The sequence below is a fragment of the Chryseobacterium sp. HNCC26DJ240 genome, assembly GCF_057180485.1.
The window spans coordinates 524,228-539,015 of record NZ_JBXUGK010000002.1; the positions used below are offsets into that span (position 1 = coordinate 524,228).

A 14,788-nucleotide genomic window follows, 5' to 3' on the forward strand; every position below is an offset into this window, starting at 1 on the left:
ATTAATCATTTTTACCCCAGCTCCAGTTGTTATTTCTGAACGTGGCTACATTTACTGAATTATCTCTACCTTTTAAAAATACCTGCAACATATAGGGTTCGGGAGAAATGGCGGTAAGTGGAGTGTATTCTTCAAACGATTCGTCTCCTATCGGCCACCATCCGGCATAAATATTTTGGGTTTGAGGTCCTTTTGCAGCAGTCCATAATCTGCCGTCAAGTCCCAATGCGAAAACATCTATATTATCCTCAGAATGACTTATTACGGAAACTTCAGAACAGGCAGGGAATTCACCATTACTATCTGTAATTCTTGTCCATCCTTGCCATCCGCTGTCTGGATACCACTCCGCGGTATAAATTAATCCGTTTTCATCACAAATAAATAGATCAAGCTGATTTTCTTTTCTTGAAATGACAGTAATTGGCGATCCTGAGACGAATTGCCTGTTTGCCAGAATTGTAAACCATCCTGACCAATTTCCGATATTGGCGTCATAACTGTTTGAATAGACATAACCGTCTAATCCAATGGTGAAAATATCCAGAATGTTTTTTGATCTGGAAACTGCCGTGATGGAAGTTCCCGGTAAAAATGTTGCGCCTTCCAGATTCCACCATCCAGCCCATTTATAGTCTGTCTGATGTCCTAAAGCTGCTGTCCAAACATGCCCATCGTAGCCAATTAAAAAAATATCTAATGATCCGGAGTCTTTACTTGCTGAGGCGATGCTTGAGTTCATTGGGAAAACTGCATCCAAAATAGGAGACCAGATTTGGCTTCCCGGAATTCGTATAGGTGCGTAAGATGTGGTTTTTGTCCATATTCTATTGTCCAGACCAACAGCAAAAAGATTATAAGCTAATCTGTTTTTTGCGCAGCTGTGAATAATGGTATCTGATGAAAATGTGAAGTTATTATCAGTTTTCCAGTTTGCCCAGAGGTTTTCTTCAATCCTGTTGCTCTGAAACTCATTGTGTCTTATTCTCACAACATCAACTTTATTATCGGGTAATTTAATTGGAATAGGTACAAAGCTGTCTTTCCATTTTACATTTGTTTGAACGTAAAGTGTGTATTTAGCTTCATTTACAAATTTTGCTTTTTGGTCGGAAATTAAAATTTCACCTGCCAAGTCATTTCCATGATAAGGCAAATCTACTGTGAAAGAATTAGGTCCTAAAAGCAATTTTTTGTCAGAGAACAAATCTTTAAAAAACTGGAATAATTTTCCGATAACGAAGGCAGTGATGGCGCCTACGATTGCACCTATTGCAATACCGGCAATCAGACCAACCGGCCCCAATCCGGCCCCGATTAAAGCTCCTGCTTTAGCTCCGAGATAGGCTCCGGCTGTAGCAGTTATGTATTCAGTAACCTCTTTTTGGGCAATATCTGCAATTTTGTGCATTGCTTTTGTCAGTTCGCTGGAAGCATTTACCGATAACATTAAAACAAGAGTGTATGATTGTGGCCATCGGTTATTAGTTGAAATCTTAGAGGTGCATATCACTTTATCTGTCCAGTTGACATGATTTCCTGTGTCCCATCCTCCTTCAAGATCAAGCTGGTTGGTTATCTCCGAATTTCCATAAGGGTCTATCTTTAAACCCTGAAGGTAAACATGATCCTTATCTGACTCTAAATTGCAAAATAATCTGGGTACTTTCCAGGTGAGCTCAGAGTCTGATTGCATTTGCCAGCTTCCGTCGAGAGTCCTTTGGTTTTGAGAAAGCGAGAGTTTTTCAGGAAATAAATTTTTAATTTGCCTGCTTATTTCTGCATTATCATTTAAATCAATTCTTTCCAGTAAAGTTCGTTTTCTTGTAGAAAGTAAATTTAAAAATGGTCTGTTGGTAGATTCTGAATTTCTGATGCTAACAATTTCATTTTTATAATCTTTCAAGAGAAATGGCAAAAGAAAATCATCACTACTGTAAGCCCTTGGATCTGTTCTGAAGATTTCCTGATTGTGAATCGTCTGTATACTTTTCTTTGCTGACAATAATGCAAAATCTGCAATGTCATTTGCGATTGATTGAATATTTTCGTTCGCAATGTTGTCTAATGTGATATTTTTAAGTGAATCCATTTATTATGTATTAGTTTGTTAACTAAGGTACAATAAATAAGAATATGATATATTAATTTGAATGAATATGTGAATTTCAAAAAAAATCTGCTCCAAAGTGAATGGAAGCAGATTAATTTTTATGATTTTGAAGTTTAAAAACTATCTATGAAACTCGCTCAATCAAAGCCATGTAGAAACCGTCATAGCCTTCGCTTGGCATTACTTTTTCGTCTTTGATTAATTTAAAATTCGGATTGTTTTTCACAAACTCTTCAACCTGCAGATTGTTTTCTGAAGGTAAGATCGAACAGGTTGCGTACACCATTTTTCCGTTTACTTTCAGCATTTTTGAGTAATCCTGCATAATCTGCTGTTGCTCTTTTTTGATTCTGTCGATGAAATCCTGATCGATTTTCCATTTGCTGTCGGGGTTTCTTTTCAAAACACCCAAACCTGAACATGGCGCATCAATCAAAAGTCTGTCTACTTTATCGTGAAGTCTTTTGATGACTTTGGTATCGGTGATCACTCTCGTTTCGATGTTGTGAGCTCCGGCTCTTTTCGCACGGCGTTTCAGTTCGGCTAACTTCCATTCGAAAATATCAAGAGCGATGATTTGACCTTTATTTCCCATCAAAGCAGCTAAGTGAAGGGTTTTTCCACCCGCACCAGCACAGGCGTCAACCACTCTCTGGCCTTCTTTTACATCAAGAAAATAGCCGATTTTCTGTGAAGAGGCATCCTGTACTTCAAACAAACCTTCCTTAAAAGCAGTGGTAAGAAATACATTCTTTTTCTCTTCAAGCTGTACTGCATCAGGATAATTTCTTACGGTAAATGCATTTACATTTTCATCAGAAAGATCAGAAATAAGTTCTCTCGGTGTTGTTCTCAACGAGTTAGCACGCAAAACAGTAGGTGCTTTTTCGTTCAGGGCAATCATTTCCTTTTCCCATTTTTCGCCTAATTCTCTTTCCAGAGTTTCAACCAACCATTCCGGAATTGAATGTTCGATGGCTTTGGTAGGAACAGTTCCTTTTTTAAGTTTTGTGGTGATGTCAGCGATTTTGATGCCTTCAAATTCTTCAAATCTTTTGTAATTGGTTTTACTCCAAAGCAGATAAGCGATGATTAATTTGTAAATATTATTGGGTTTCACACCTTCGCCCATGTAGTATTCAAGGCGTTTTTTCCAGCGGATGATATTATAGAAAATCTCAGAAACAACAGCTCTGTCCTGACTTCCCCATTGTCTGTGGGATTTCAAAAGTCTTTCTATTACTTTGTCTGCATATTTGTTTTTCTCGAAAAAAGTTTCCTGCAAAGCATCGTGAATACCGATGGCGAGGTTTCTGTGAATTAATTCCATAAATTGCTGTAAGCTGTTTGAATCTGCAAAAATACAACTTTTAAATTTGAGATTTGAAGTTTGAGATTTGAGATTCAAAATTTAATATTCAAGGCTCAAAATTCAGGATTCAATGTTTGAAATTCAAGATTCAATGTTTAAAATTCAATGTTTTTATTTAATTCTTCTTAACGACCATTTAATTCAGATATCCTTATCATAAGATTAAATTTATCGCATTCTGAATAATGCTCCAGCGGGGCAAAACCTTTGTAGCAGATCAAGGATTGCCAAAACAAAGCTCCGTAGGAGCGACATCTTTATAACTTCCATCTTCCACCTTTCCGCTTCCATCTTCCAACCCAAAACCATACCTTTGCAAAAAATTAAAATAATGAGCGACGCAGTGATTTGTCCGAAATGCCAGTCTGAATTTACTTATGCACAGGATGATCTGATGGTTTGTTCGCAGTGTTTCAACGAGTGGAATCCTGCGGAAACTGATGATTCAGATAAAATTCTTGATGCCAACGGAAATGTACTGAAAGATGGCGATTCTGTAGTCGTAGTAAAAGATTTACCTGTAAAAGGAGCTCCGAAACCTGTGAAAGCGGGAACGAAAGTGAAAAATATCCGTTTAAGACCAGACAGCGATCATAATATCGACTGTAAAATTGATGGATTTGGCTCAATGGCTTTGAAATCGGAATTTGTGAAGAAAGCGTAGTTTTTTTTGAAGATGGGATTGTGGAAAATGAAAAAAGACAAATATGCTTTCAAATAAAATTTATTTAAATAATATTCTGAGAAATATCTTGGCTTCTGCAGCCGGATTTGTATTTTGCTGGATGATGTTCAGTGCATTCAATACTGAAACGGGTGAAGAAATCCTATTGGCAGGTTTTGGAATCTTTATGATTTTTGCAGGCTTATTTTTTTACACTGCTGTTTTAGAAAACCTTCTTTTTTTTATGATGAAAAGAAAAGGTTTTTTACCGCTTATAATTACAAATGCTACATTGTTTTTTTTGATGATACTCATCTATGCTTCTTTGGAAAGAGAGTTTTCTATGGAAATAGTTTGTCTCTTGATTGTTTTTATTTCCGCTCAAATGGTAGGATTTAAATACCAAAATCTTAGACAAATAAAAAAAGGAAAGAATTGGACAGTGTAATCTTTCAAAGACCTGATTGCTGATTGCTAACTTTGGTCTGGAAGGCAGAAAGAGAATTAACCAAGAATTTCCTTATGTTGTGGACTGCGAAGGTAATTAATTTATAATTTCGTTACGGTTTTATTTATCCACATATTAACATTAAGTAATTGCTTTGCTGTGGTTTAAATGAAATTTATGTTAACAGATCCCTCGGCTTTTTCTTCCGTGTAAACAATGATTTCTTTGCTTTTTGAAACTAATTTATTCCAATAAAAACTGCCTGCAAAACGGCTTTCAGTTACTTCTGCCGAAATTCCGTTTTCTGAAATTTTGATTTCTCTGGGATAATATGCAAACTTTGAGATATTAAATTCATTCTTTTCCTCTTCATTAAAAATATTGACCTCTCCGAAAAGTTTAGCTACATATTCATTGTAAGGATTTTTATAAATTTCTTTCGGATGATCGTTTTGAATTAATCTTCCCTGCTTCAAAACCACCATCTGATCAAGCCATGGCAAAACATCCTGAATTTCGTGTGTAGAAATAATCAGCGAAATATTATTTTGTTTTACATATTTAAAAAGCCTTTCTCTTAACTCAATTTTTCGTGAAAAATCAAGATTTGAAAAGGGTTCGTCGAGTACCAAAAGCTTTGGCAAAACCGAAAGTGCTCTCGCAATCGCAACTCTCTGTTGTTGTCCGCCACTCAGATATTTAGGTAAAGTATTGGCAAATTCTGTCAATCCTACTACTTCTAAAAGTTCATTTACTGTTTCTTTCTTTTTTGCAAGATTGATATTTGATAAAAATTTCCCCACGTTTTCAGCAACTGTTGCGTAAGGCATTAAATCGAAATTCTGAGCGACATATTTCATTTCCGGTTCGCCGGGAACGAGGTTGGCTTTAGGTCCGAACGTTTTCTTACCGTCAAAAATAATATCACCTTTTTCCCAGTTGAGAAGGCCGTAAATCAAACTTAATAGCGTAGATTTTCCGCAGCCGCTTTCGCCAGCAAGAGCGATAATTTTTCCTGCATCAAATTTCAGATTGAGATTCTGAAAAAGCGGTTGATTTTCAGAATAAGAAAAGTAGAGATTGTTTATTTCCAAAAGCATAACACAAATGTAAGGTTTTTGCCAAAAAATTGTGTTTTTTTAGTAATTTTGCCTGGTAAAATTTAAAAAAAGATGAAACATTCATTTTCGGCAACTCATTCATGTTGATTTTAAATGTTGAATTTTCCCTTTATTAAATATTAAAAAGATGAAAAAAATACTTTTACCTTTAATGATGTCTTTAATCATCGGTGGATTGGCGGTTTCATGCGGTAAAGAAAAGCCGCTCAACAGCGAATCTAATGACGTGATTACAACCAAAGACGGTGCAAAATTCGTTTTGGATACGTTAAACAGCCGAGTGGAGTGGAAGGGCTACAAAATTTTCAAATCAGAGAATACAAGTCATTTTGGAAATATTAAGTTTGAAAGTGGCGATGTAACCATCAAAGACGGCAAGCTGGAAAGCGGAAAATTCGTTGCAGATATGTCTACTTTGAGCTCGGAAGATTTAAAAGATAAAAAAGAAGATCAGCAAAAACTGAACGGTCATCTGAAAAGTGCAGATTTTTTTGAGGTTGAAAAATTTCCTACTTCTTCTTATGAAATCACAAAGGTAACGCCTACAGCCGACGGGGATTACAATACTTTACTCGACGGGAATTTGGTAATCAAAGGAATTTCAAAACCTGTTCAATTCAAGGCAAATGTTTCTGTGAACGGAAGTGAAGTCAATATTGCTACAGAACCAAAAGATATTTTGAGAGAAGAGTTTGGTGTGAAATTTCAATCGCCTGCAGCAAACGGAGTTATTAAAAATGAAGTTACACTGCAGATCCGCGTGAAAGGAATGGAGCAGAAATAATTTAAAGTAAATCTGATGAGAAAGATAGTTTTAATCATCAGTATCGCCTGTCTGATTTTCTTATCGAGCCTTCAGATTGGTTACTATTTATCTTACAATAATCAGATTATTCAGTTTTTTGTAGAATTGCTCACCATTCCGTCGGTCTTATTTGTAATTTTTGCATTTTCTTTCAGTCTCGTTAATGTTTTAAAAAGTAGAAAAGAATATTTGTTGCCAATGATTATTAATGTTATAGCAATTATTATGTGTGTGGTAGCTACAGTTTTAGATTACAATTAAATAAATTTCAAATACCAATTATATAATCTGTTTCTTCGGAAGCAGATTTTTTTATGATAAATTGAAAACGTTTTTAAACTGAAAATCGTATTTTTGCACAAACATTTTTTGAAAGGGTAATATAATGATAGAAAAGATAGAAGAGCTTTTGGTGGAAGTAAACGGTTTCAATTCGACTTCGAAGGATGAAATCGAAAATTTCCGTATCAGATACAGTGGGAAAAAAGGAATTTTAAATGATTTTTTTGAAAAATTCAAAGAAGTTCCCAATGATCAGAAGAAAGAATTCGGACAAAAGATTAATACTCTTAAAAATGCAGTTGCTGTAAAGCTGGAAGATCTTAAAAATGCTTCTTCATCTTCGCTAATTCTTGAAAAAGATGATTTAACAAAGCCGGCCTTTCCGTTGGATTTAGGTTCAAGACATCCTATCAATATAGTAAAACACAGAATTATCGAAATTTTTAAATCGATAGGTTTTGCTGTAGCAGATGGCCCTGAGATTGAAGATGACTGGCACAACTTTACAGCTTTGAATCTTCCTGAATATCATCCGGCAAGAGATATGCAGGATACTTTTTTCATCGAACAGAATCCTGACATTTTGTTGAGAACACATACTTCATCCGTTCAGATCAGATATATGGAGGAAAATCAGCCGCCAATCAGAATTCTTTCTCCGGGAAGAGTGTTCAGAAATGAAGCGGTTTCTTCACGTTCGCACTGTATTTTCCATCAGATTGAAGGTTTGTATATAGATGAAAACGTAAGTTTTGCAGATTTAAAACAGACTATTCAGTTTTTTACAACAGAACTTTTCGGGAAATCTAAAATCAGATTAAGACCTTCATACTTTCCATTCACCGAACCAAGTGCAGAAATTGATGTGTATTGGGGATTAAACTCAGAGACTGACTACAGAATCACAAAGGGTACGGGATGGCTTGAAATCATGGGTTGCGGTATGGTAGATCCTGCGGTTCTGAAGAATGTTAACATCGATTCTGAGAAGTATTCAGGCTATGCTTTCGGAATGGGGATTGAGAGAATCGTAATGCTTCTTTATCAAATGAGCGACATCAGAATGTTCTTTGAAAACGACATCAGAACGCTGGAACAGTTTAAGACATTGTAATTTTAACATAATATTTTTCAATCCTGTGGTATATCACGGGATTTTTTTTGTAAATTACTTCTGTGAAAATGTAAACTAAGGAAAATACTGTTCTATTTAGGTATAGGATAAAATTCGCTTATTTAGGTCAAGCCATAGTATGGTTTTATAAATAAGTGTAAATTTGCGGTCTTTTATTCTGTTTACACCAAAAAAACACATTAAACTAAACGCTAACTGACTGAGTATGAGAAATGATACTGTTATTTCAGAACCTTATGGTTTTCGATACCGAAAGCTTGTACACTATTCTCTTATTTTTTGTATTCTTTTTATCCAATTAATTATTGCTGCATTTTTTTATAATGAATTTGTAAAGGATAAAAAACTGACTTTCGTACAAAAACAGCTGGATGAGATTCATACACTTGAAAATCTTACAGACCAATCCAGAAAAGAAATTCTTAATGCTCAAGGGTTTCTTCAGAAATTTATGTCTACGAAAGATGAGATTTTTTTAGATTCTTATTTTGCTTCATTAAAATCTTTAGACAGCAATTTAGCCAACATCAACCGTTACGAAAACAAATTTCCGAAAATAAAAGAAATGATTGCTGCTCCAAAAGCCAGCATTACCACAGAAAAAGATTTAAAAAAGATGATTGATTCTACTCAAAAGTACACTTCTGAGGTGGATCGCAGTCAGTTGAATGAATTACCGACTTTTCAAAAATATAATTTGAATTATGATTTTGAAAAATTCAATGTGGTTTTAGATACCAAAGTTTACAGTGATACAATTAAGAAGAAAGGCTTATTTGGAAGGCTTGGCGAGGCGATTTCAGGAAAAGGTCAACGTGAAAAAGACAGTGTAGTCATCACAGTGAAAGAAGGAGTAATGCCTAATGCTAAAAGCATCAAAGCTGATTTTGATCGCATCATTAAACAGGTAAACAATCATTATACCGTAGAAAATAATAAAATTAAGATCAGAGTAAAAGATAATCAGGTAGGAAACGATAGTTTTTATGGAGTGTTTAATGATCTTTTTGTGTACAGCAACGGCTTGATGAATGTGTATGAAACTGCCGTAAAATCATCAAAATCTGATTTGGAGAAAGAATATGAAAAGCAAAAGTCTAAGAATAATGAAATCAGAAAATATCTGGTTTTCGGATCTATGATTTTGATGTTTATTGTTTCTATTCTGATCATGATTCTCACAAGAATTGCCTTTGTTTACGAGAAAAAACTGAATAAAGCCAATCTTCAGATTACAGAAAATCTTAATTTCAGAAATCGAATTTTAGGAATGTTGAGCCACGAATTGCGTTCACCGCTTAAAATTATGGATATTTTCATCAGAAGAATTAAAAAGAAGACGACTGATGAAAGCATTCAGGAATATTTAAAATCGATAAGTTTTACCAATAATACTTTGTTGATTCAGGCTAATCAGATTTTAGATTATACAAAAAACCAGCAGGCGGAAAATAAATTGATTCCTGTAGAGTTTAATTTAAAGAACGAAATTGATTCGATTTTAAATTCTGTTCAGCCTTATATCGAAACCCGCGACAACCGCTTTGTCGTAGAACAGGATATCGATGCCAATCTCCAAGTGTATTCTGACAACAATAAAATCAATCAGATTTTCATGAATATTTTGGGGAACGCCAACAAGTTCACAGAAAACGGCGAAATTAAAGTAGTAACCAAAGCAATTAAAGACACATCAAATATTGTCACATTAAAAACCGTTATTACAGATACTGGTGTAGGAATTTCCTCGGCTGATCTTGAAAAAATATTTGAACCTTATTATCAGGGAGTAATTTCAGATAAAGTAGAAAATTTGGGTGCAGGTCTCGGTTTGAGTCTCTGCAGAGAGCTCGCCCAATTGTATTCTGGAGATATTAAAGTGGAAAGTGAGAAAAATGTAGGAACCAGAGTGGAATTCTCTTTAAATTTAGAAATGAAAAATGACAGATCATAAAAATATAACTTTTCTTTTGGCAGACGATCACAGTCTGATAAGGCAGGGAGTCGAAATTCTTATTGAAGATTTAGGTTTTGAAGGAAATGTTTTCCATGCTTCTACTTTACAGAAAGTTTTGGCTTGTTTAGAAGAAAATAATATCGAAATGTTGGTCATTGATGCTGCGTTTCCGGATGGTAACAGTCTGGAGATTATTCCGGAAATCAGATCAAAAAATCCTGAACTTAAAATTTTGGTTTTTTCTGGTTTGGAAGAAAGCGATTATGCTCTACGTTTCCTAAATGCCGGAGCCAACGGTTTTTTGACTAAAGTTAGCGAAGAAGAGGATATTAAAAATGCTTTAATTAAAGTGCTCGAAGAGGGAAGTTATGTCTCATCTTTTACACAGGGTTTAATGCTGAATTCTTTACAGAAAAGGAATCGCCACAGTTTATTGGATAAACTTACAAAAAGAGAACTTGAAGTTGCAAAAATGTATGCAGACGGAATGGGTAACCTTGAAATTGCCAACGAGCTCGGTTTGAAGCAAAACAGTGTGAGTACCATGAAGAAAAGAGTATTCGAAAAACTGGATATCGACAGTTTGCTGGAGCTGGCCACACTTCTGAAAAAATATTAGATTTTATTCACGTTATTTTGATGTTTATTTTCCTGGTTGATTTGAAGATTGATTTTCTTATCATATACAAATATGTCTTATTTTCACTGCATATTCTTGATTTACTTCTCTGAAGAATCTGTTTATCAATGATTTTATGGTGGTTTTATTGATGGTTTATTCCTCTTTTAATTTATTTTAAATAGGTCTTATCATAAATTACCGTAAAAATACGGAGTGATTTGTAGATAAAAATCTACAAGTATTGCGATAAATATCTACAAGTTTTTTTTGATTAGTACTTGTTTTCCACCCTATCTTTGTCATAAGAAAATTGCTCATACAAATAAAGGTTAACATAAGGTTTCCTGATAAGATTAAGTGGTTTACAAACTAAACTTTATAAAACACATCTTATCTGTGAGTACAGGGAGTAGAGAAAATTATTTCTTATATTAATTTTTGATTTGGTGTGAATAAGCACAAATGATGAAACACCTAGTATCATACCAGCAGAGCTGAAAAGCTCTGCGTTTTGGTACTAATTTAGAAAAAAACACAAGCTATATAAATCAAAAAAACACAATTGATTAACCTGATAAAGTGTTCTATTTGCAGAGTTTATCTCTGTAGATAGATACTTTAAAAGGAAAAAAAACAACGTTTTGTATAGCGATTTTTTTAACCACGACAGTTTAGTTTAGTTTTTATAAATCAAAAGCCTTCGGAATTATTCTGAAGGCTTTTGTACTTTTATTAAAGTGAGATTACTCAAACTTCAACGGATATTTTACATTCTTATAACTATCCAAACTCGCTTTTAGAGATCCTACCGCAAGCTCAGCTTTCAGGAGAACCGGAATGTGGTTTACATCATTGGTAACCCACATCGTAACGCCTTCTTTTGCTTTAAAGACCCTTCCGCTTTTTACAGACGGAATAATTTTAAGACAGTTAATCTTACCGAATTTAGTACTTAGAGTTTCTGTTCCCATTACTTTCAGCTGGAAAGCAAACATCTCATCATCGATCCACACATTCATATTAATTACCGTTCCGGTACGAAGTTCATTAGGAGTCCTGCTTCGAAGGTAATAGAAACATGAAAGCATATCTTGTACACCTTTTACAGATTTTATGGTTTTTGTTCCGTTAGCCGGAGTTTTTTTATCAGTTAAAAGTAAAGTATTATTGGCGTGATTGAAATTAGTCTCAAAATGCTGTCTGTAGCTGCCTTCCTTTACATTTCTCACATAGAATGTTGGTAGTTCAGTTTCTGTATTAATGTAACTTTCATAAAGGTCTTCCACTTTAAAGAAAGCTTTTACAGCTCCGGTTGTAGAGCCCACGCCTTTCACATACATGTGAGGAACTCCGCGGAAATTCCCTTTTTTCGTAGTTAAGGTAGCGTTTCCGGCGGTCAGGAATCCGTAGTGAATTCTGAGGGTAATAGATTCTCCGTCTGCAATATTGCTGAGCTGAGCCTGCGAAAAACTCAGTAAAAAAATCGTAACAATGCTGAATAATTTTTTCATAAACTTTTGTGGTTCAAAAACATTGCCAAATATACCACCTTTCTCGTTTGCGATTTGATAAATCTCAGTTTTTTATTTAGACTTAATTAAATATGCGTTGCATTAAAATTTGTATTTTTGCATCTAATTATTTTCATTAAAATTATTACGTATGATAACTACAGATATATTGATCATAGGGGCGGGACCAACAGGGCTTTTTGCCGTATTTGAAGCTGGTTTGCTAAAAATGAAATGCCACATCATCGATGCACTTCCGCAGCCGGGTGGCCAGTTGGCAGAGCTTTATCCCAAGAAACCTATTTTCGATATTCCAGGTTATCCATCAGTAAATGCAGGGGAATTGGTAGATAATTTAATGGAGCAGATCAAGCAGTTTCAGCCGGGTTTTACTTTGGGAGAAACGGCAATTTCTTACACTAAGGTTGATGACGAATGGTTTGAGGTAATTACCAACAAAGGAACTGTTCACAGATGTAAGGCAATTGCAATTGCTGGTGGTTTGGGAACTTTTGAACCGAGAAAACCTACGATGGACAATATTGCAGATTATGAAGAGAAAGGTCTTGAATATTTTGTAAAAGAACCCGAGCATTTCAGAAATAAAAAAGTGGTCATTGCCGGAGGCGGAGATTCTGCCTTAGACTGGAGTGTCTTCTTATCTAATGTTGCCAGCGAAGTGACTTTGATTCACAGAAGAAACGAATTCCGTGGTGCTTTGGATTCTGTAGAAAAAGTTCAGGATTTGAAAAATCAGGGTAAAATTAAATTGATCACACCTGCTGAAGTAACTGCTATTAAAGGAGATGGAAAAGTAGAAGCTATTACAGTGGCAGTTGACGGACAGGAGCCTTTCGATATTGAAACAGATTATTTTATTCCGTTATTCGGATTAACACCGAAGTTAGGAGAAATTGCTCAGTGGGGCTTAAATATCGAAAAAAATGCTATCGTAGTAAACAATGCTTTAGATTATCAAACGAATATCGATGGCATTTACGCAATTGGTGATATCAACACTTATCCGGGTAAATTGAAGTTGATTCTTTGTGGTTTCCATGAGGCAACTTTAATGTGTCAGAGTGTTTATAACAGACTGAATCCGGGTAAAAAATTCGTTTTGAAATATACAACAGTAAGTGGAGTAGACGGTTTTGACGGTTCAAGAAAAGAAGCAGAAAAAGCGGTTGTGAAAAAAATTGACTAATTTTGCGGAATTATGTCAGATATTAATATTAAAATTACCGACAGAGAAGGTGTAACGCACGATATTGTTGCCCCGACAGACATGTCGATGAACCTGATGGAAATCGTTCGTGCTTATGAATTGGCGGAGGAAGGAACCATCGGAGTTTGTGGCGGAATGGCAATGTGTGCTTCATGTCAGGTTTACGTGATCAACGATCCGGGACTGGAACCCATGGGCGATGAAGAAGATGCGATGTTGGGTGAAGCTTATCACGTTGAAAGCAACAGCAGATTGGGTTGCCAGTTGCACATGTCTATGGAAATGGAAGGTCTTGAAGTGGCAATTGCACCTTATCCTTAAAATTTTATTTAAATGATATAGAAACTCCCGAAGATTTTTTCTTTGGGAGTTTTTTTTTATCTAAATTTTTACCAACAGTAATAATAAATATTTATGATTGTCCGCAATTGGTAATAACGGTTTGTCATTCTGTAGAAATCTAAACTGCTTTATTTTCAGTGTGTTGAGATTCCTGCGGAATGACAAAGTAACTATTGATTTTAAGGTTATGATTAAAAACGAACATTCATTAATTATTAAACAAAATCCTCATTTACAATTTTTTCATTTAAAAAATCAATACATTTTTCTGTGACCAACGCAAGTTCGTAAGGCAGGAAATCCTCTTCCCATGGCTCTTTTGCACCAAAAACATGGTTAGCATTTTCTACCAGAAAAAGTTCGGAATTTGGGTTTAAAAGATGAAGATGATCAGAATTTTTGGAGGAAACTGATTCATCTGCCAATCCGTGTACAACCAACACATGAGCTTTCGCCATTTCCATGCATCTTTCAACATCAAAACGGTGGAAATTGTTTTCAAAATCTTCAAAATACTGATAGTAATGCGGCATCTGCTGTTTTGTTCTTCCATTTTCCACAAAATAAACACCATCTTTTTTCCAGTTGTCAAAAGCGCCGTCTTTAGGAAATCTCTCCAGAGAATCTACGCTCGCCAAAGTTATCAAACCATGAATTCTGATATCTTCAGCAGTTTTAATGATAGAAATTCCGCCACCGCGGCTATGACCCATGAGAACGATTTTATTTTCGTCAACCTCTTCTTGTTTAGAAAAATGATTGATCACACAACTCAAATCTGAGAGTTCTTTTGAATAGTTATTATTTCCGAAAGCTTCCAAGTCACCAAACTCATTAGGGTTTTCAACTGTAGTTCCATTGTGGGAGAAATTGAATTTTACAAAATAAAATCCGGCTTCTGCAAAACGTTCCGCCATCAGATCCCATGCTCCCCAATCTTTGTAACCTTTATATCCATGAACAAAAATGACTAAAGGAAGTTTATTTTCTGTTTCCTGAAAATAAGCATCTGCAAGAAAATCTTTGGTTTCAGGATTGGGAATGATGATGTTTTTATTGATTTTAACTTTCATATTTTCATTTCTAAAAATTAATTTCCCACAAATTCAGGAGATTTTATGTTGAATTAAATCTGCCAAAACAAATCGGTCTGCGTGAGGAATATTTTACTTTAAACAAATTTTAAAC

The 14,788-nt window shown here is 35.0% G+C and carries 14 protein-coding genes; 9 read left to right on the top strand and 5 right to left on the bottom strand.

Features of this window, described 5'->3' with window-relative positions:
* Position 1: 1 nt before the first annotated feature.
* Both AC2A1G_RS05595 and AC2A1G_RS05600 read right to left on the bottom strand, forming a co-directional pair.
* Positions 2–2,092, bottom strand: coding sequence for a hypothetical protein (locus AC2A1G_RS05595; protein ID WP_484045947.1), 2,091 nt, complete (start codon positions 2,090–2,092; stop codon positions 2–4).
* A gap of 145 nt (positions 2,093–2,237) precedes the next feature.
* Positions 2,238–3,443: an RsmB/NOP family class I SAM-dependent RNA methyltransferase gene (locus AC2A1G_RS05600; RefSeq protein WP_484045948.1), complete on the bottom strand. Its 1,206-nt coding sequence runs from the start codon at positions 3,441–3,443 to the stop codon at positions 2,238–2,240.
* Between the two features lie 373 nt (positions 3,444–3,816).
* Here AC2A1G_RS05600 and AC2A1G_RS05605 point away from each other — a divergent pair, with 373 nt between their 5' ends.
* On the top strand, positions 3,817–4,149 hold the full coding sequence (locus AC2A1G_RS05605) for a zinc ribbon domain-containing protein YjdM (RefSeq protein WP_484045949.1): 333 nt from the start codon (positions 3,817–3,819) through the stop codon (positions 4,147–4,149).
* Positions 4,150–4,192: 43 nt separating this feature from the next.
* Positions 4,193–4,597 carry a hypothetical protein gene (locus AC2A1G_RS05610; RefSeq protein ID WP_484045950.1) on the top strand — a complete coding sequence of 135 codons (405 nt, stop codon included), beginning with the start codon at positions 4,193–4,195 and terminating at the stop codon, positions 4,595–4,597.
* Between the two features lie 164 nt (positions 4,598–4,761).
* Here AC2A1G_RS05610 and AC2A1G_RS05615 read toward each other — a convergent pair whose 3' ends face one another.
* The gene (locus tag AC2A1G_RS05615; protein WP_484045951.1) at positions 4,762–5,697 is read right to left on the bottom strand and encodes a sulfate/molybdate ABC transporter ATP-binding protein; all 936 of its coding nucleotides are present in this window, start codon (positions 5,695–5,697) and stop codon (positions 4,762–4,764) included.
* A 148-nt stretch (positions 5,698–5,845) separates the two neighbouring features.
* Between AC2A1G_RS05615 and AC2A1G_RS05620 the strand changes: the two genes are divergently transcribed.
* The 5 genes from AC2A1G_RS05620 to AC2A1G_RS05640 all read left to right on the top strand — a co-directional run bounded on the left by AC2A1G_RS05620 (position 5,846) and on the right by AC2A1G_RS05640 (position 10,516).
* Positions 5,846–6,502 carry a YceI family protein gene (locus tag AC2A1G_RS05620; RefSeq protein WP_484045952.1) on the top strand — a complete coding sequence of 219 codons (657 nt, stop codon included), beginning with the start codon at positions 5,846–5,848 and terminating at the stop codon, positions 6,500–6,502.
* Between the two features lie 15 nt (positions 6,503–6,517).
* On the top strand, positions 6,518–6,784 hold the full coding sequence (locus AC2A1G_RS05625; protein WP_484045953.1) for a hypothetical protein: 267 nt from the start codon (positions 6,518–6,520) through the stop codon (positions 6,782–6,784).
* A gap of 124 nt (positions 6,785–6,908) precedes the next feature.
* Positions 6,909–7,919, top strand: coding sequence for a phenylalanine--tRNA ligase subunit alpha (gene pheS / locus AC2A1G_RS05630; protein ID WP_484045954.1), 1,011 nt, complete (start codon positions 6,909–6,911; stop codon positions 7,917–7,919).
* 226 nt (positions 7,920–8,145) lie between these two features.
* On the top strand, positions 8,146–9,894 hold the full coding sequence (locus tag AC2A1G_RS05635; protein ID WP_484045955.1) for a sensor histidine kinase: 1,749 nt from the start codon (positions 8,146–8,148) through the stop codon (positions 9,892–9,894).
* Entirely contained in the window at positions 9,881–10,516 is a 636-nt protein-coding gene (locus tag AC2A1G_RS05640) for a response regulator transcription factor (protein WP_484045956.1), read from the top strand. The genes AC2A1G_RS05635 and AC2A1G_RS05640 overlap by 14 nt, the downstream gene beginning before the upstream one ends.
* 746 nt (positions 10,517–11,262) lie before the next feature.
* On the opposite strand, the gene AC2A1G_RS05645 is transcribed toward AC2A1G_RS05640, so the two are convergent.
* Positions 11,263–12,030 carry a DUF3108 domain-containing protein gene (locus AC2A1G_RS05645; RefSeq protein ID WP_484045957.1) on the bottom strand — a complete coding sequence of 256 codons (768 nt, stop codon included), beginning with the start codon at positions 12,028–12,030 and terminating at the stop codon, positions 11,263–11,265.
* Between the two features lie 151 nt (positions 12,031–12,181).
* On the opposite strand from AC2A1G_RS05645, the gene AC2A1G_RS05650 reads away from it, so the two are divergent.
* Both AC2A1G_RS05650 and AC2A1G_RS05655 read left to right on the top strand, forming a co-directional pair.
* Complete coding sequence (locus AC2A1G_RS05650; protein ID WP_484045958.1) at positions 12,182–13,237, top strand: NAD(P)/FAD-dependent oxidoreductase; 1,056 nt, start codon at positions 12,182–12,184, stop codon at positions 13,235–13,237.
* Positions 13,238–13,249: 12 nt separating this feature from the next.
* On the top strand, positions 13,250–13,579 hold the full coding sequence (locus AC2A1G_RS05655; RefSeq protein ID WP_484045959.1) for a 2Fe-2S iron-sulfur cluster-binding family protein: 330 nt from the start codon (positions 13,250–13,252) through the stop codon (positions 13,577–13,579).
* Between the two features lie 236 nt (positions 13,580–13,815).
* Here AC2A1G_RS05655 and AC2A1G_RS05660 read toward each other — a convergent pair whose 3' ends face one another.
* The gene (locus AC2A1G_RS05660) at positions 13,816–14,673 is read right to left on the bottom strand and encodes an alpha/beta hydrolase family protein (RefSeq protein WP_484045960.1); all 858 of its coding nucleotides are present in this window, start codon (positions 14,671–14,673) and stop codon (positions 13,816–13,818) included.
* Positions 14,674–14,788 lie beyond the last annotated feature (115 nt).